This window comes from Janthinobacterium sp. SUN211, from assembly GCF_030587315.1.
GTDB lineage: Bacteria > Pseudomonadota > Gammaproteobacteria > Burkholderiales > Burkholderiaceae_D > Janthinobacterium > Janthinobacterium kumbetense.
In genome coordinates, this window is the sequence record NZ_JAPWIC010000004.1 from 545,912 (window position 1) to 562,183 (window position 16,272).

The window sequence follows — 16,272 nt, forward strand, 5'->3', positions numbered from 1 at the left end:
TCCATCGGTTGGGAGAGGATCGGTTTTATAGAAACGGCTCGACTTTTAAGTCAACCTAGCTTACCGCAAAGCCCGGCCGCTGTTTACAAATAAAACGCACGCAAAAAACGTGCCCTACGCCGTTTCCGCCAACGCCCGTGGATTCCTGGGATCCTGCGTCCAGTTCATGTATGGCTTGCCCGTGACCTGCGGCACCATCGTGATGCAGCCCTGCACCGGGCAGGTGATTTCGCACAGGTTGCAGCCCACGCATTCCTCCTTGATCACCTCATACGTGCGCGTGCCGGCAGCGTCGATCAGCTGCGCAATCGACTGGTGCGAGGTGTCTTCGCAAGCCACGTAGCACTTGCCGCATTTGATGCAGTCGTCCTGATTGATCTGCGCGATGACCTGGTAATTCATGTCCAGGTATTTCCAGTCCGTCGTGTTGGCCACGGCCTTGCCGGAAAAGTCGCTGATGCGCTCATAGCCCTTCTCCTCCATCCAGCGCGACAAGCCATCCTTCATCTCTTCGACGATGCGGAAGCCATGCAGCATGGCGGCCGTGCACACCTGCACGCAGCCCGCGCCCAGGGCGATGAATTCGGCCGCGTCGCGCCAGTTGCCGATGCCGCCGATGCCGGAAATGGGCAAGCCGCGCGTCTGCGGATCGCGGGCGATTTCCGCCACCATGTTCAGGGCGATCGGTTTGACGGCAGACCCGCAATAGCCGCCGTGCGTGCTGGCGCCGCCGACAATCGGCAAGGCCACCATGCGGTCTAGGTCCAGCGAGGTGATGGAATTGATGGTGTTGATCAGCGAGACGGCGTCCGCGCCGCCCGCCTTGGCCGCGCGCGCCGGCATGCGCACGTCCGTGATATTCGGCGTGAGCTTGACGATGACCGGAAGACGGCTGTGCTTCTTGCACCAGGCGGTCACCATCTGCACGTACTCGGGCACCTGGCCCACGGCCGCGCCCATGCCCCGCTCCGGCATGCCGTGCGGGCAGCCGAAATTAAGCTCGATACCGTCCGCCCCTGTCGCCTCCACCTTGGGCAGGATGTCGGCCCAATAGTGCTCTTCGCAGGGCAGCATCAGGGAGACGATCATGGCGCGGTCGGGCCAATCCTTTTTCACCTGCGTGATCTCGCGCAGGTTGATCTCCAGCGAGCGGTCGGTGATCAGCTCGATGTTATTGAAACCGATCACTTCGCGGTTCTTGCCATACAGGGCCGAGTAGCGCGACGAGACGTTGACGGCGGCCGGGTCTTCACCCAGGGTTTTCCACACGACGCCGCCCCAACCCGCCTCGAAGGCGCGCACCACGTTGTAGGCCTTGTCGGTCGGCGGTGCGGACGCCAGCCAGAAGGGATTCGGCGCCTTGATGCCGCAAAATTCGATGCTGAGATCAGCCATTATGCAGCCTCCACTTTATTCAACAAATCGGAATGGATGGCCAGTGCGGCCAGCTTGCCATGCTGGACGGCTTGCACCGTCAGGTCCTGCCCCGGCGCCACGCAGTCGCCACCCGCGTAGATCCCCGGCAGCACCGTGCAAAAACCCGCATCGACGGCGATCTTGTCGCCTTCGCGCTGCAGCAGCGACGCCATCGGATCATGCAGCACGTCGGTGTCGAGGCTCTGGCCGATGGCCTTGAAGATGGCGTCGGCCGCCACGTCGAACGTTTCACCCGTCCCCGCCAAACGCGTGCCCTGCATGCCCGTCTTCTCGAAACGCATGCCGGCGACCTTGCCGTCAGTATCGAGCAGCACCTGCTGCGGCTGAGCCCACGTCAACATGCGCACCTGGTTGGCTTTGGCGATGTCCTGTTCATGGTGGGTGGCCGTCATGGCGTCGAAACCGCGCCGGTAGACGAGGGTGACTTCCTCGGCGCCCAGGCGTTGGATCTGCACGGCCATGTCGATGGCCGTATTGCCGGCGCCAATCACAATCGCCCGTTTCGGCACGGGCAGCGCAGCCAGGTCGTCGGCCTGGCGCAGCGCGCTGATGTAATCGACGGCGGCCAGCAAGCCAGGAGCGTCTTCGCCCGTCAAGCCCAGCTTGCGGCTGGCGCCCAGGCCCAGGCCGAGGAACACGGCGTCGTACTGCGTATGCAGGTCGCGCAGCTGCAGGTTCTCACCCAGCACCTGGCGACATCGGATCTCGATACCGCCGATGTCCAGCAGGAAGTCGATTTCCTTTTGCGCGAAATCGTCCGTCAGCTTGTACTTGGCGATGCCGTATTCATTCAAGCCGCCTGCCTTGCCTTCCTTTTCAAAGATCACTACGTCGTGTCCCAGCATGGCCAGGCGGTGCGCGCACGACAGGCCGCCAGGACCCGCACCGACGACGGCAATCGTCTTGCCCGTGCTTGCCGCCCGTTTGAACGGGTGTGCAGCGAAATGCATGTGGTCGATGGCGTAGCGCTGCAAGAGGCCTATCTTGACGGGCTGGCCTTCCGCGTCGTGGTTGCGCACGCAGACGTCTTCGCAGAGGATTTCCGTCGGGCAGACGCGGGCGCAGCTGCCGCCCAGGATGTTCTGCTTCAGGATACCGGCGGCGGCACCGTTGATGTTCTTGTCGTGGATATTGCGGATGAAACTGGCCACGTCGATTTCCGACGGACAGATGCGACTGCACGGCGCGTCGTAGCAGTACAGGCACCGGGCGCTTTCGATGGCGGCCTGGCGCGCGCTCAAAGGAGGCGCCAAGTCCGTGAAATGGCCCGCCAGTTCCTCGTTGGGCAGGGTGGGATGCGGCAAATAGTTGAGGGACTCGATCATCGCGTTTTCCTTCTTTGATCCTGCGGTGGATTTTCAGTGTGAAACCTTCACTTCATCTGGGGAAAAGCAAATTCCACACCAGCGCTTGCCGTGTTCGGCCAGCGCTGCATCACGGCCTTGTGGCGCGTGTAGAAACGCACGCCTTCGGGACCATAGGCGTGGTGGTCGCCGAACATGCTGCGCTTCCAGCCGCCAAAGCTGTTGAAGGCCATCGGCACCGGCAGCGGCACGTTGACGCCCACCATGCCGACCTGGATCTGTCGCACGAATTCGCGCGCCACGCCGCCGTCGCGCGTGTAGATGGCCACGCCGTTGCCATATTCGTTGGCGTTGATCAGCTCCACCGCATGCACCACGTCAGGACAGCGCAGCACGCACAGCACGGGACCGAAAATCTCTTCCTTGTAGATGCTCATGTCGCGCGTGACGTGGTCAAATAAAGTGCCACCCACAAAAAATCCGTTCTCGCGGCCCGGCACCACATGGTTGCGGCCATCGACGACCAGGGTCGCGCCCTGCTCCACGCCCGAGGCGATGAGTTTTTCGATACGCTGCTTGGCGGCCAGCGACACGACGGGTCCCATTTCCGCACCATCGGCCATGCCGTCGCGCACTTTCAGTGCGGCCGTGCGCGTTGCCAGTGCATCGATCAACTTGTCGCCCGCGTCGCCCACGGCCACCACCACCGAGATGGCCATGCAGCGCTCGCCCGCCGAACCATAGGCAGCGCCGATCAGCGCATCGACCGTCATGTCCATGTCCGCATCGGGCATCACCACCATATGGTTTTTCGCGCCGCCCAGCGCCTGCACGCGCTTGCCGCTGGCACTGCCGCGCGCATAGATGTATTCGGCGATCGGCGTGGAACCGACAAAACTGATCGCCTGCACGACAGGATGATCGAGCAAGGCGTCGACCGTCACCTTGTCGCCCTGTACCACGTTGAAGACGCCGTCGGGCAAGCCCGCTTCTTTCAACAATTTCGCGTGCAGCAGGGATGCCGACGGATCGCGCTCGGACGGTTTCAGGACGAAGGTATTGCCGCAGGCGATGGCGACGGGGAACATCCACATCGGCACCATCACGGGGAAATTGAATGGCGTGATGCCGGCCACCACGCCCAGCGCCTGGCGCATGGACCAGGCGTCGATGCCGCGCGAAATCTGGTCCGTGAATTCGCCCTTTAACAATTGCGGGATGCCGACGGCAAATTCCACCATCTCGATGCCGCGCGCCACCTCACCCTGCGCATCCGCGAAAGTCTTGCCGTGCTCGCGCGTGAGCATGGCGGCAAAGTCGTCCGTGTGCTGCTGGCACAGCTGCAGGTAGCGGAACAGCACGCGCGCACGCGTCAAGGGCGGCGTTGCAGACCAGGAAGGAAAGGCGGCGGCGGCCGCCTGCACGGCCGCATCCACGTCTTCCACGGTGCCCAGCGCCACCCGGGCCACGGGTACGCCCAGGGCAGGGTTGTAGACGTCGCCATAGCGGCCACTATTCGTGTCGACTTTGGCGCCGTTGATGAAGTGGGTGATGGTGTCGAGATCGTTCATGGTGTTCCTTAGTCGAGATTTTTCAGCACCGTCGCCAGCTTGCCGAACAGTTCGTCGATATGCTGCTTTTCCAATACCAGCGGCGGCGACAGGGCGATGATGTCGCCTGTCGTGCGTATCAGGACGCCGTCGGCGAAGGCCTGCTTGAAGGCGTTGAAGGCGCGCGCACCGGGTTTGCCGGCGATGGGATCGAGCTCGATGCCAGCGATGAGGCCAATGCTGCGCAGGTCAATCACGTGCGGCAAGCCTTTCAAGGAATGCACGGCGTCGCTCCAATACGCCTGCATCGCTTTCGCGTGGCCGAGAATGTCCTGTTCCTCGAACACTTGCAGGGTCGCCAGCGAGGCGGCGCAGGCGAGCGGGTGACCGGAATACGTGTAACCGTGGAACAGTTCGATGCCGGCCGGCGCATCCATGAAGGCGTCGTGGATATACTTTTTGCTGAAGACGGCGCCCATCGGCACCATGCCGTTGGTCAGGCCCTTGGCCGTCGTCATCAGGTCGGGCTCGACGTCGAAATAGTCAGCCGCGAACGGCGTCGTCATGCGCCCGAAACCCGTGATGACTTCATCGAAAATCAAGAGGATGCCGTGCTTGGTGCACAGCTCGCGCAAGCGTTTCAGGTAGCCTTTCGGCGGAATCAGCACGCCCGTGGAGCCGGCCACCGGCTCGACGATGACGGCGGCAATCGTCGACGCGTCGTGCAAGGCGACGATGCGTTCCAGTTCGTCGGCCAGGTGGGTGCCGTATTCGGGCTCGCCCACCGTATAAGCGTTCTTGTCCAGGTTATGCGTGTGCGGCAAATGGTCCACGCCGGGCAACAGCGGGCCGAAGGTCTTGCGGTTGCCGCCGATGCCGCCCACGGAAATGCCGCCGAAACCCACGCCGTGGTAGCCGCGTTCGCGGCCGATCAGCCGCGTGCGCGCGCCCTCGCCGCGCGCCCGGTGATAGGCCAGCGCGATCTTCAGGGCTGTGTCGACGGCTTCGGAACCGGAGTTGGTGTAAAAGACATGGCCAAATTTATGCCCCGTGTAGTCCATCAGTTTTTCCGCCAGGTCGAAGGCGGCCGGATGGCCCATCTGGAAGGTGGGCGCGAAGTCGAGCTGGCCCACCATGTCGCGGATGGCGCCGACGATTTTCGGCTGCGCATGACCGCATGGCACGCACCACAGGCCGGCCGTGCCATCGAGGATGCTGTTGCCATCGACGTCCTTGTAGTACATGCCTTCGGCCGACACGAGCAAGCGCGGGTTGGCCTTGAAATCACGGTTGTTCGTAAACGGCATCCAGAATGCCGACATCGATTCCGGCCTTGTTTCGTTCATGACCTTCTCCTTGGGATGGGCTGGCGCGGGGCCAGGATCGTTTTTGACGAAGCGTAAAATAATTTACCAGTTGGCAAAAAGCTGATGTAATAATAGACAGGCCATCCCCAATGGCACAGATACACAAACGGCAAAGTATCCCAACCGTACAGGTCGAAAAACCACTACAGTTTTGTGCAAGGCAGCATAAGGAGCCACCGTGAAGCACAGCGACAGCGCAGACGATGCCCCCGAACAGACCAGCGGCTGGCTCGTGCTGGACATCGACCGCCAGAAAAAGGGCGGCCTCGTCGAACAGATCGTCATCGCCATCAGCGTCATGGTAGGCAGCCGCACCCTGCGCATCGGCACGCGCATGCCGTCCGTGCGCCAGTTCGCCCGCTGCAATGGCGTGTCGACGTTTACCGTCGTCGAATCGTATGACCGCCTGGTCAACCTGGGCTTGCTGTCGTCGCGCCGCGGTTCCGGCTATTTCGTCGCACGCCACGATATCGCCGCCTCGCCGCAGACGGCCGTACACACGAGTCCCACCGCGATCGACGCCCTCACGCCGGACCTGTATTCGGGCGTGTCCGACGCCCTGCCCGTGGGCGCGGGCTGGCTGCCGCCCGAGATGTATGGCGAAGCGACCGTGCTCGACGCCGTGCGCCAGGCCATGCGCATTCCCGCCAGCCGGCTGCGCGGCTATGGCCATCCGCTGGGCTTTCCCTCGCTGCGCCAGCACCTGGCGACAAGCCTGTCGGAAGAGCTGTTCCAGGTGGAGCCGGACCAGGTCTTGCTGACGCATGGCGCCACGCACGCCTTTGACCTGGTCCTGCGCAGCCTGACCAAGCCGGGCGACACGGTGCTGGTGGAAGACCCAGGCTACAGCAATCTGCAGTCGCTGATCCGCCACCATGGCTGCATCCCCGTGGGCATTGCGCGCGGCGAGGCGGGCCTGGACCTCGATGCGCTGGCCAGCGAGGCTGCGCGCACGCAGCCCAAGCTGATGTTCGTCAACACGGTGCTGCAAAATCCGCTCGGCACCTCGCTCAGCCAGGCGCAGGCGCACCGCTTGCTGGCACTGGCCGAACAATTCGATTTCTGGCTGGTGGAAGACGATATCTACCGCGAACTGGCCGCGCGCGGCGAGGCGTCGCTGGCGGCCATGGATGGCTTGCGCCGCGTGATCCGCGTGGGCAGCTTTTCCAAGACGCTGTCGCCCGTGCTGCGCGTGGGATCGATTTGCGCCTCGCCATCGCTGGTGGCCGAACTGGTACGCGTAAAAATGCTGGCGGGACTGACGACGTCGGAAATCAATGAGCGCGCCGTCTACCACGCCATCTCCGCGCGGCCCTACAAGCGCATGGTCGAGCGGCTGGTGGCGCAGCTCGATGCGGCCCGCGAGCGCAGCATCGATTACCTGGCGCAGGCGGGGATGGCGCCCGTGGCGCGTCCGCGCGGCGGCATGTTCGTCAGCGCCGGCTGGCCCGATGTACAAACGCCGGAATGGAACGGCAAGATCATCGCCGACATGGCCTTGAAGGCCGGCATCCTGCTGTCGCCAAACGAATTTTTCATGCTGCGCGCGCCCGAGACGGTGTGGTTCCGCTTCAACGTGGCCTACACCGATACCCCCGTGCTGCAAGCCTTCCTGCAATCGATCCGCCCACGCTAAAGAATCCGCCATGGCCAGCGACAAATCCCCTGCCCTTTCCGTGAAAAATGCCGGCGGCCGGCGCCTGCAAAACCGCGACCGCCTGGAAGCGGACATCCTGGAGCAAGCCGTGCGCGTGTTCGCGGAAAGCGGCTATGAGGGCGCGTCGATCGCCGCCATCGCCGAGCGGGCCGGCCTGTCGAAGCAAAACCTGATGTATTACTTCCCATCCAAGCAGCTGCTGTACCAGCGCGTGCTCGACGACGTGCTCGACGACTGGCTGGCGCGCATGGAATCGCTGGCCAATGAACACGACGAGCCGCGCGACGTGCTGCGCGCGTACATCGGCGCCAAACTGCGTTTTTCGCGCGAGCAGCCGTGGGCTTCGCGCGTGTATGCGCTGGAAGTGATCAACGGCGCGCCCCTGTACGGCGCGCAGATACGCGACCGGGTCGTGCCCCTGCTGCGCAAGGATATCGCCGTCTTCGAAGCCTGGATCGCCGCCGGCAGGATCGCGCCCGTCAACGCCACGCACCTGATGTTCGCCATCTGGGCCATGACGCAATCGTATGCGGATTTTTCAGCGCAGATGGCACTGGTGCTGGAGCGCAAGCAGCTCACGCGCAAGGATTACGAGGATGCCGAAATCCTGCTCACGCACATGGTGCAGGCGGCCATCGCCCTTCCCGGAGCAGTGCCCGGCACGTGATGAAATTTCCAATGAACAATCTGACAGTGATAGCATGGCGCGCTGAAGCGTTTGCAATGGCGACGCAATATCGACAGGATAAGGAACAGGCATGAAACAATGGTCATCGGCGCGCACCGCGTCATTGCTGGGCAAAGCTGCCTGCGCGACGCTGCTGGCAGTGGCGGGCGCGGCACAGGCGCAGACAGTCGGCATGATAGATAACCAGCCGCTGAGCGAAACCTGGCTCAACGCGGGCTTTTATTCGTATCATTTCCAGCGCGACAAGAACCTGAACGACAGCAATCCGGGCCTGGGCGCCGAGTACCGCTTTTCCACCGTCGCCTCGGTCACGGCCGGCCGCTTCTACAATAGCGACCGCGCCTATTCGAACTACCTGGGCGTGTACTACCAGCCCATCAAGGTGGGCCCGCTGCGCGTCGGCGCCGTCGTTGGCGGCTTCAGCGGCTATCCGAAGATGCGCGATGGCGGCTGGTTCCCGGCCCTGGTCCCCACCATCAGCTATGAATACCAGCGCGTGGGCGTCAATATCGCCATCGTGCCATCCTACAAGGATCGCCTGTATGGCGCCCTCAGTTTCCAGCTGAAACTCAAGGTGTTTGAATAACCGTTTGTCCTGATTTGTCGCCGTTCGGTCCGCCATTCCTGCCATTCGTCGCATACGCGATGTCTGGCAGCGGGGTTTTGCCTATAGTGGATCCATCGCCAGCTTGCATACGCAGCGGCACCCACACGACAGGAGAATGGCATGAAAGACCTCAATTCGGCACCGGGCAGCACTTCCTTCACCGCTTTCTGGAACGAGCTGTGCGCTTACACGCGCCAAGGCATGGCCGCCCTGCGCGCCATGTCCTGGCCCATGCTGCTGGCATGCTGCCTGGGCCTGGCGTTCGTGATCACCATCTTGCCGCTGGCAATCATGCTGTTTGCCCTCGTCATGCTGCTGAGATGGGCAAGCAACAGCGATGACATGGACGCGGACACGAAGGCAGCGAACTCTTCGCAGTCGCCGCAATAAAAATTTGCGTAGTAGCAAGAGTGCAATGATTATTCTATGGCACTATGGATGGGCGCGGCACTGACGGGCATCAAACCCCTCCCGATGGATGGTATTGAGACGGAACGCTACGCAAGATTAACAATCGAAGCTACTCCCCCACAGCCATAGGAGTTTTCTGATGACCTCGACTGCAAAAGCCACAACCGGCACGACCATTCCCTGCCTGCGCTACCGCGATGCGCCCGCCGCCATCGAATGGCTGTGCAAGGCGCTCGGCTTTGAAAAACAATTGATTGTGCCTGACGGAAGCGGCGGCGTCGCCCATGCGCAATTGAGCTTTGGCAATGGCATGGTCATGGTGGCGCCGGCCATCGACAGCGACTATGGCCGCCTGATGAAACTGCCCGGCGACGTCGGTGGCGCGAACACGCAAAACTGCTACCTGGTCGTCAGCGATGCCGATGCCGTCTACCGCAGCGCGCGCGAAGCGGGCGCCGAAATCGTGCTCGACATCAAGGATGAAGATTACGGCGGACGGGGCTTTACCTGCCGCGACCCGGAAGGCCATATCTGGAGCCTGGGCACCTACGATCCATGGTAAGACGGAGAACAATGATTATCAGTACCCTCGCCGCCGCCAGCCTTGCGCTGATCGGCGGTTTCCTGTCCGCTCCCGTCCTCGTCGACGAGCACCTCAACCGTGTCCATCCTCCGTCCGGCAAGGCGCCATCGGCAGCCACTGTGGCCCTGCACCAAAGCCTGTGGATCGCCGACCTGCACGCGGACAGCCTGCTGTGGCAACGCAACCTGAACCGCGACAGCCAGCGCGGCCATGTCGACTTCCCCCGCCTGCAGCGGGCCAACGTGGCGCTGCAAGCCTTTTCCGTCGTCACCAAGACGCCGCGCAAGATGAATATCGAGCGCAATGGCAGCGACACGGACAACATCACGGCCCTGGTGGTAGCGCAAGGCTTGCCGCCTGCCACCTGGAACAGCCTGCTGGCGCGCGCTACCTACCAGGCCGACGAGCTGCGCCAGCAAGCGGCCAAGAGCCAGGGCAAGGTCAGGGTCATCGGCAGCCGCGCCCAGCTGCGCAACTTCATCGCCGCGCGCGAGCAAGATCCCACCCTGCTGGCCGGCTGGCTGACGCTGGAAGGCGCGCATGCGCTCGAAGGCAAGCTGAACAACCTCGATACCCTGTACCGGGCCGGCTACCGCATGGCCGCGCCCACGCACTTCTTCGATACGGAACTGTCCGGCTCCCAGCACGGCTTGAAGAAAGGCGGCTTGACACCGCTGGGCCGGCAATGGCTGCGCGCCATGGAGCAGCGCAAGATGATCGTCGACCTGGCGCACGCCTCGCCGGCCGCCATCGACGACGTGTTGACCTTGGCGAAACGCCCCGTGATGGTGTCGCACACGGGCGTGCGCGGCACTTGCGCCAACGGGCGCAACCTGAGCGACGCACAACTGAAACGCATCGCCGCCCAGGGTGGCCTGGTGGGCATCGGTTTCTGGAATACGGCCGTCTGCGGCAAGGACGTGGGGTCCATCGCGCGCGCCATCAAGTACACGGTAAAACTGATCGGTGCGGAGCACGTGGCCTATGGCTCGGACTTCGACGGCGCCGTCACCACGGCCATCGATGCGACGGGCTTGCCGCGCCTGACGCAAGCCCTGCTCGACGCAGGCTTGTCGGAAGCGCAGATCCGCCGCGTGGCGGGAGAAAACGTGCGCGACTTTTTACTGAAAAACCTGCCGGACGATGACGCCTAGGCTAGCCTAGCGCCTGGACCAGGGCCTGGTCGGCCACCTGGCGCGGCCGGATGCGTATCAGCTTGCGGTACAGCGGCGGCATCGACTCGCACAGCGCCAGCAGCGCGTCTTCCGCCATGGCGGGTCGCACGTACTGGAATTGCGCCGGATTATTCTCCGGCAGTGCCCCCTCCATGGTGGAGCCGTAGGCGCCCAGGGTCATGAAACTGGCGGCGCTGTCGTCCGGGCCGATGGCCAGCACGAAGGTACCGTGCTTGGGGTGGCCCAGATAGCTTTTGAATTCTTCCTGCAGCGCCGGCGCCGCATTCGCCATCAGCTCAAAGCGCAGCTGCGCGTACTGACGCGTGCATTCCATGAACGGCGTGCGGATGGCCGATTGCGCCACGTTTCCCGGCATGCACAGCAGCAGGTTGCCGAAGGAATCGAGCAAAGCGGCCGCGTCGCCCTGGCCACCATCGCGTACATCCTGCTCCATGGCCGCCTGCAGGAATGGCGCCAGGCCCGCATCGGGCGCGTGCGGGTCGCAACGGTAAGTGAGGGCATCGGGATAGCGGCGGCGCAGGGCGCGCACCACGGCATGCTCGGATGGCAAGGTGGCGGGATCGCGCAAGTACACGTCGTCGCCGGCGTTCAGCCGCTGCATCACCTGCGCCGATGTCGACTCGAACACGAGCGAGCACAGAGCCTGCGTCGCCTCGTGGATGCTCTTGCCGATGAAAAAAGACTTGGGCGTGGCGCCGGAAGGCAGGCGCGCATACTCGGTGGCGCCGCGCACGGCCGGATAGCAAAAGCTGCGGCCGGCCTGCGCCTGCAGGGGCGCCGGCAAAGCTGTAAACGTGGCGCTACCATCGTAATTGATGCCGGCCTTGACATCGGGCGCGGCCACCACCACGTTGAAACCGGCCGCCAGAATCGCTCCCGTGCACATGCAGCAGGGGTCGAGCGAGGTGACGATGGTCAGTTCGCCCGGCGGCGGCAAGGGCGTGCCCTTGGCCCGTTCGGCAAAATACCAGTCCACCAGCTGGCGCTCGCCATGCGCGGTGGGATCGAACACCAGGCCCTGGCGCACGACGTTGTTGTGCATCGATTGCAGCACATTGCCGGCGCCATCGAGCAGCACGCCGCCCACGCCGAAGGTGCCCTGCGTCTTGGCGGCCATGGCTTCGGCCGCGGCAATCGCCACGGCGGCCTGGATGTCGATCGTCTTGTTCAAGCGGATCCTGTTACTTCATGTCCAGGTCGGAATTGCCGAAGCCATGCGGCAGCAGCCAGCCCGCCGTCACTTCCATGACATCGTTTTTCAGATTCGTCAGGATCACTGGCAGGTCGGCACCGCCCATCTCGAAGATCACCTGGCGGCAGGCGCCGCATGGCGAGATCGGTTCCACCGTGTCGCCCGTGACAGCCAGCTTGGCGAAATCGCCCGGCTTGCAGCCATGCGCGATGGCGCTGAAAAACGCCGTGCGCTCGGCGCAGTTGCACAGGCCATACGCGGCGTTTTCCACGTTACAGCCACGGAAGACGCGGCCATCCTTGCACAGCAGCGCCGCGCCCACCTTGAAACGCGAGTAGGGTGCGTAGGCCAGTTCACGGCCGGCATTGGCTTCGGCGATCAGTTCTTGGTTGTTCATTTTTTCTGCAATACCCTTGAATTCATAAGACTGGGCTCAGACCACCGCCGGCACATAGCACAGCGCTATCGCAAGCGGGGGTCTGCCCCTGGTTTTCAACTACGGACGAATGGTACGGTAAATCACCGGATTGGCCGCCAGCGCCACCGCGCCGATGGCATACGCATCCTGGATTTCCTTGACGGCTTGCTGCGCCGCCGCTGCCGTGCGCGCGTGCACCATGGCCAGCGGCTGGCCGACAGCAACCTGCTCGCCCAGGCCCACCAGATCCGTCAGGCCGACGGCGAAATCGATGCTGTCCGTCGGACGGCGTCGGCCGCCGCCCAGGGCCACCACGGCCAAGCCGATGGCGCGGCAATCGCGCACGTTGGCGTAACCGGACGACAGTGCAGGCGCCGGCACGATGAATGGCGCCTGTTCCAGGTGCTTGTCCGGATGTTCGACCAGGTCGGCCGGGCCGCCCAGTGCGGACACCATGCGCGCAAAGCGCTCGGCCGCTTCGCCCGAATCGAGGGCCGCCATCAATTTCACACGCGCCTCTTCTTCGGTGGCGGCCAGGCCACCCAGCACCAGCATCTCGGCGCACAGCGCCAGGGTGACTTCATGCAGGCGCGCGGGACGCGAACGGCCCGTCAGGTAATCCATGGCGCCACGCACTTCCAGCGCATTGCCGGCGTACGGCGCCAGCGACTCGTTCATGTCCGTCAAAATCGCCGACGTCTGCATGCCCGCGCCATTGCCGACGGCGACGATGCTTTCGGCCAGTTCCACCGACTTGTCGTAGGTCGGCATGAAGGCGCCCGTGCCCACTTTCACGTCCATCACCAGCGCGTCCAGCCCGGCCGAGAGTTTCTTCGACAGGATGGAGCCGGTAATCATGGCCACCGATTCCACCGTGGCGGTGACGTCGCGGATGCTGTAGAAACGCTTGTCGGCCGGTGCCAGCTGCGCCGTCTGGCCGATGATGGCCACGCCGATCTCCTGCACCACCTTGCGGAACAGTTCATTGTCCGGCACCGTGCAATAGCCGGGAATGGCGTCGAACTTGTCCAGCGTGCCGCCCGTGTGTCCCAGGCCGCGGCCCGAGATCATCGGCACGTAGCCGCCGCACGCGGCGACCATGGGGCCCAGCAGCAGGGAGACGACATCGCCCACGCCGCCCGTCGAATGCTTGTCGACGATGGGGCCCGGCAAGTTCAGCGAACGCCAGTCCAGCACCTGGCCGGAATCGCGCATGGCCAGGGTGAACGCCACGCGCTCGTCCATGTTCATGTCATTGAAATAGACGGCCATGCCCAGCGCCGCGATCTGGCCTTCGCTGACGCTGCCGTCAGTGATGCCGCGCACGAAAAACTGGATTTCCTCGGCGCTCAGCACGCCCTTGTCGCGTTTCTTGCGAATGATTTCCTGGGTTAACAACATGGAATAACTCCAATCATGAGATCTGGGGTCAGTCCCTGCGGATCTGACCCCAGCTTTGTAACGCTAGCTACTTATCAGACGCCGTAAGGAATCCACACGTTTTTCACTTGCGACGCATGCGCCAGCACGGCACGGCCGCCGCTTTGCGCGGCGCTGTACCAGTCGCGGCCCTTCGCGCCGCCTACCCAGGTGCGCTTCAGGGTGCCGGCCGACAGGCGCTCGACTTCGGCGCAGCCGTCAAGCGAACCGTCATGGCGCCAGACGGCGTCGATGTCAGCGTGCGTGGCCAGGGTGCGCGCAAGTTCATCGGCGTTGCCGCTGATGATGTTGACGACGCCGCCCGGCAAGTCGGACGTGTCGAACACCTGGTACAGGTCCAGCGCGGAGAGCGGATGCGCTTCCGACGGCACCACCACCACGCGGTTGCCCAGCGCGATGGCCGGCGCTACCAGCGAAATGAAGCCCAGCAAAGGCGCTTCGTTCGGGCAGACGATGCCGATCACGCCGACCGCTTCATTGAGCGCCACGGTGATGCCCTTGGTTGGCGGCTGGTGCGCCAGGCCGTCGTACTTGTCGGCCCAGGCCGCGTAGTAGAACAGGCGTTCGATCGATGCCTGCACTTCCTTCTCAGGATTTTTACTGCCCGTCATGGCGGCGATGCGGGCGGCGAATTCGTCGGCGCGCGCTGCCAGGTTTTCGGCGATGTAGTACAGCACTTGCGCGCGGTTGTGCGCCGTGGCGCTGGTCCAGCCGGACGCTTTATGGGCCGCTTCGACGGCATTACGGATATCCTTGCGGCTGCCCACGCCCACTTCGGCCAGCAGGGCGCCATTCGCGCCGAATACCGGGGTGCTGTAAGCGCTGTCAGGGCGCGCCTGCTTGCCGCCGATGTACATCTTGGCCGTGCGGTCGATGGCGAATGGGTCAGCTGCCGCCGGTTTCACATTACCTTTGGCTTTCGCCTCCACCACCGGCAAGGCCGGACGCGCATCTTCGGCCAGGGCCGTCATGTATTCCAGCATGCCTTCGCGGCCGCCCTCACGGCCGAAGCCCGATTCGCGGTAGCCGCCGAAGCCGCACGCAGCGTCGAACTGGTTGGCGCTGTTGATCCACACCACGCCGGCCTTGATGGCAGGCGCGATGTCCAGCGCCAGGCTGATCGACTCGGTCCACACGCTGGCGGCCAGGCCATACACCGTGTTGTTCGCCAGTTGCACCGCTTCAGGCGGCGTGCGGAAGCTCATCGCCACCAGCACGGGGCCGAAGATTTCAGCTTGCGCCACGGCGGCGGAAGTGGACGCGCCCGTGATCAGGGTCGGCGGGAACCACGAACCGTCCGCCGGCAATTCGCACGCGGGCTGCCATACGTCGCAGCCTTCGGCACGGGCCGAATCGACCAGCGCAGCGATGCGCTGGCGCTGCACAGGGTCGACCAGCGCGCCCACGTCCATCGATTTGTCCAGGGGCGAACCGAGGCGCAGGTTTTCCATGCGCGCGCGTACCTTGTTCAGGAAGCGCTCCTGGATCGACTCCTGCACCAGCAGGCGCGAACCGGCGCAGCATACTTGCCCCTGGTTGAACCAGATCGAATCGACCAGGCCTTCCACGGCGCCGTCCAGGTCCGCGTCTTCGAAGACGATGAACGGCGACTTGCCGCCCAATTCGAGGGACAGCTTCTTGCCGCTGCCGGCCGTCGCCTCGCGGATCAGGCGGCCCACTTCCGTGGAACCCGTAAACGCGATCTTGTCGACGCCAGGGTGGTTGACGATAGCCGAACCCACGCGGCCGTCGCCCGTGACGATGTTGACCACGCCGGCCGGCACGCCCGCCTGCAGGCACAGTTCGGCGAACAGCATGGCCGTGAGCGAGGTGAATTCGGCCGGCTTGAAGACCACCGTGTTACCCGCGGCCAGGGCCGGGGCGATTTTCCACGACAGCATCAGCAGGGGGAAATTCCACGGCACGATCTGGCCCACCACTCCCACGGCGCGGTAGTCGGCGAATTCTTCCGACTGCAACTGCGCCCAGCCGGCGTGATGGTAGAAATGGCGCGCGGCCAGCGGCAAGTCGATATCGCGCGTTTCGCGGATGGTCTTGCCGTTGTCCAGGGTTTCCAGCACGGCGAACAGACGCGAGTGCTTTTGCAGCAGGCGGGCCAGCGCGTACATGACCTTCGCGCGGCCATGGCCGCCCATGCCTTGCCATACGGGCAGCGCGCGGCGCGCCGCTTCCACGGCGCGTTCCACGTCGGCATCCGTGGCTTGCGTCAGCTCGGCCAGTTGCGTGCCGTCGGCAGGATTGGTCGAGGCGAACAGCTCGGCCGGCTCGCTCCAGGCGTTGTCGATGAACAAACCGAATTTGCGCTGGTGGCCAGCTAGCCACGCCTGCGCTTCTTTTTGACTTTCGGGAGCAGGGCCGTAGTCCATAGTATTGAGAATCTCGTTAATTGTTGGCATGACGA

At 63.8% G+C, this 16,272-nt stretch carries 13 protein-coding genes and 1 pseudogene; 6 read left to right on the top strand and 8 right to left on the bottom strand.

Going from position 1 to position 16,272, the window contains the following annotated elements; translation table 11 throughout:
* Positions 1-114: 114 nt before the first annotated feature.
* From preA to O3301_RS17240, 4 genes are read right to left on the bottom strand one after another with little or no spacing between them, the layout of a single operon-like run.
* Positions 115-1,395, bottom strand: coding sequence for an NAD-dependent dihydropyrimidine dehydrogenase subunit PreA (preA, locus tag O3301_RS17225; protein ID WP_305056974.1), 1,281 nt, complete (start codon positions 1,393-1,395; stop codon positions 115-117).
* Positions 1,395-2,762 carry an NAD(P)-dependent oxidoreductase gene (locus tag O3301_RS17230; RefSeq protein ID WP_305056975.1) on the bottom strand — a complete coding sequence of 456 codons (1,368 nt, stop codon included), beginning with the start codon at positions 2,760-2,762 and terminating at the stop codon, positions 1,395-1,397. The genes preA and O3301_RS17230 overlap by 1 nt, the downstream gene beginning before the upstream one ends.
* Before the next feature lie 47 nt (positions 2,763-2,809).
* Complete coding sequence (locus O3301_RS17235) at positions 2,810-4,312, bottom strand: CoA-acylating methylmalonate-semialdehyde dehydrogenase (protein ID WP_305056976.1); 1,503 nt, start codon at positions 4,310-4,312, stop codon at positions 2,810-2,812.
* An 8-nt stretch (positions 4,313-4,320) separates the two neighbouring features.
* Positions 4,321-5,637, bottom strand: coding sequence for an aspartate aminotransferase family protein (locus O3301_RS17240; protein WP_305056977.1), 1,317 nt, complete (start codon positions 5,635-5,637; stop codon positions 4,321-4,323).
* Between the two features lie 199 nt (positions 5,638-5,836).
* Between O3301_RS17240 and O3301_RS17245 the strand changes: the two genes are divergently transcribed.
* The 6 genes from O3301_RS17245 (at position 5,837) to O3301_RS17270 (ending at position 10,758) form a co-directional block, all read left to right on the top strand.
* On the top strand, positions 5,837-7,294 hold the full coding sequence (locus O3301_RS17245; protein ID WP_305056978.1) for a PLP-dependent aminotransferase family protein: 1,458 nt from the start codon (positions 5,837-5,839) through the stop codon (positions 7,292-7,294).
* 10 nt (positions 7,295-7,304) lie between these two features.
* Positions 7,305-7,982: a TetR/AcrR family transcriptional regulator gene (locus O3301_RS17250; RefSeq protein WP_289906404.1), complete on the top strand. Its 678-nt coding sequence runs from the start codon at positions 7,305-7,307 to the stop codon at positions 7,980-7,982.
* 91 nt (positions 7,983-8,073) lie between these two features.
* A complete protein-coding gene (locus O3301_RS17255) occupies positions 8,074-8,589 on the top strand; it encodes a hypothetical protein (RefSeq protein ID WP_099665363.1) in 516 nt (171 codons plus the stop codon).
* Positions 8,590-8,730: 141 nt separating this feature from the next.
* Positions 8,731-9,000, top strand: a complete 270-nt coding sequence (locus O3301_RS17260; RefSeq protein WP_305056979.1) for a hypothetical protein — start codon at positions 8,731-8,733, stop codon at positions 8,998-9,000.
* Between the two features lie 160 nt (positions 9,001-9,160).
* Positions 9,161-9,583 carry a VOC family protein gene (locus tag O3301_RS17265; RefSeq protein WP_305056980.1) on the top strand — a complete coding sequence of 141 codons (423 nt, stop codon included), beginning with the start codon at positions 9,161-9,163 and terminating at the stop codon, positions 9,581-9,583.
* Between the two features lie 11 nt (positions 9,584-9,594).
* Positions 9,595-10,758: a dipeptidase gene (locus O3301_RS17270; RefSeq protein WP_305056981.1), complete on the top strand. Its 1,164-nt coding sequence runs from the start codon at positions 9,595-9,597 to the stop codon at positions 10,756-10,758.
* Position 10,759: 1 nt separating this feature from the next.
* Here O3301_RS17270 and O3301_RS17275 read toward each other — a convergent pair whose 3' ends face one another.
* From O3301_RS17275 to O3301_RS17290, 4 genes and pseudogenes are all read right to left on the bottom strand, one after another.
* Positions 10,760-11,971: a nucleoside deaminase gene (locus tag O3301_RS17275; protein WP_305056982.1), complete on the bottom strand. Its 1,212-nt coding sequence runs from the start codon at positions 11,969-11,971 to the stop codon at positions 10,760-10,762.
* A gap of 10 nt (positions 11,972-11,981) precedes the next feature.
* Positions 11,982-12,404 (bottom strand): annotated as a pseudogene (locus O3301_RS17280) (cytidine deaminase); the annotation flags it as partial.
* An 84-nt stretch (positions 12,405-12,488) separates the two neighbouring features.
* Positions 12,489-13,811 carry a thymidine phosphorylase gene (deoA, locus tag O3301_RS17285; RefSeq protein ID WP_305056983.1) on the bottom strand — a complete coding sequence of 441 codons (1,323 nt, stop codon included), beginning with the start codon at positions 13,809-13,811 and terminating at the stop codon, positions 12,489-12,491.
* A gap of 74 nt (positions 13,812-13,885) precedes the next feature.
* Positions 13,886-16,267 (bottom strand): aldehyde dehydrogenase family protein, encoded by a 2,382-nt coding sequence (locus tag O3301_RS17290; RefSeq protein WP_369812206.1) that lies wholly within the window; start codon positions 16,265-16,267, stop codon positions 13,886-13,888.
* Positions 16,268-16,272 lie beyond the last annotated feature (5 nt).

What these genes read in the sequence shown, in the direction of transcription:
- preA (WP_305056974.1), bottom strand. Translation starts at nt 1,395, where the DNA reads ATGGCTGATCTCAGCATCGAATTTTGCGGCATCAAGGCGCCGAATCCC.
- O3301_RS17230 (WP_305056975.1), bottom strand. Translation starts at nt 2,762, where the DNA reads ATGATCGAGTCCCTCAACTATTTGCCGCATCCCACCCTGCCCAACGAG.
- O3301_RS17235 (WP_305056976.1), bottom strand. Translation starts at nt 4,312, where the DNA reads ATGAACGATCTCGACACCATCACCCACTTCATCAACGGCGCCAAAGTC.
- O3301_RS17240 (WP_305056977.1), bottom strand. Translation starts at nt 5,637, where the DNA reads ATGAACGAAACAAGGCCGGAATCGATGTCGGCATTCTGGATGCCGTTT.
- O3301_RS17250 (WP_289906404.1), top strand. Translation starts at nt 7,305, where the DNA reads ATGGCCAGCGACAAATCCCCTGCCCTTTCCGTGAAAAATGCCGGCGGC.
- O3301_RS17255 (WP_099665363.1), top strand. Translation starts at nt 8,074, where the DNA reads ATGAAACAATGGTCATCGGCGCGCACCGCGTCATTGCTGGGCAAAGCT.
- O3301_RS17260 (WP_305056979.1), top strand. Translation starts at nt 8,731, where the DNA reads ATGAAAGACCTCAATTCGGCACCGGGCAGCACTTCCTTCACCGCTTTC.
- O3301_RS17265 (WP_305056980.1), top strand. Translation starts at nt 9,161, where the DNA reads ATGACCTCGACTGCAAAAGCCACAACCGGCACGACCATTCCCTGCCTG.
- O3301_RS17270 (WP_305056981.1), top strand. Translation starts at nt 9,595, where the DNA reads ATGATTATCAGTACCCTCGCCGCCGCCAGCCTTGCGCTGATCGGCGGT.
- deoA (WP_305056983.1), bottom strand. Translation starts at nt 13,811, where the DNA reads ATGTTGTTAACCCAGGAAATCATTCGCAAGAAACGCGACAAGGGCGTG.
- O3301_RS17290 (WP_369812206.1), bottom strand. Translation starts at nt 16,267, where the DNA reads ATGCCAACAATTAACGAGATTCTCAATACTATGGACTACGGCCCTGCT.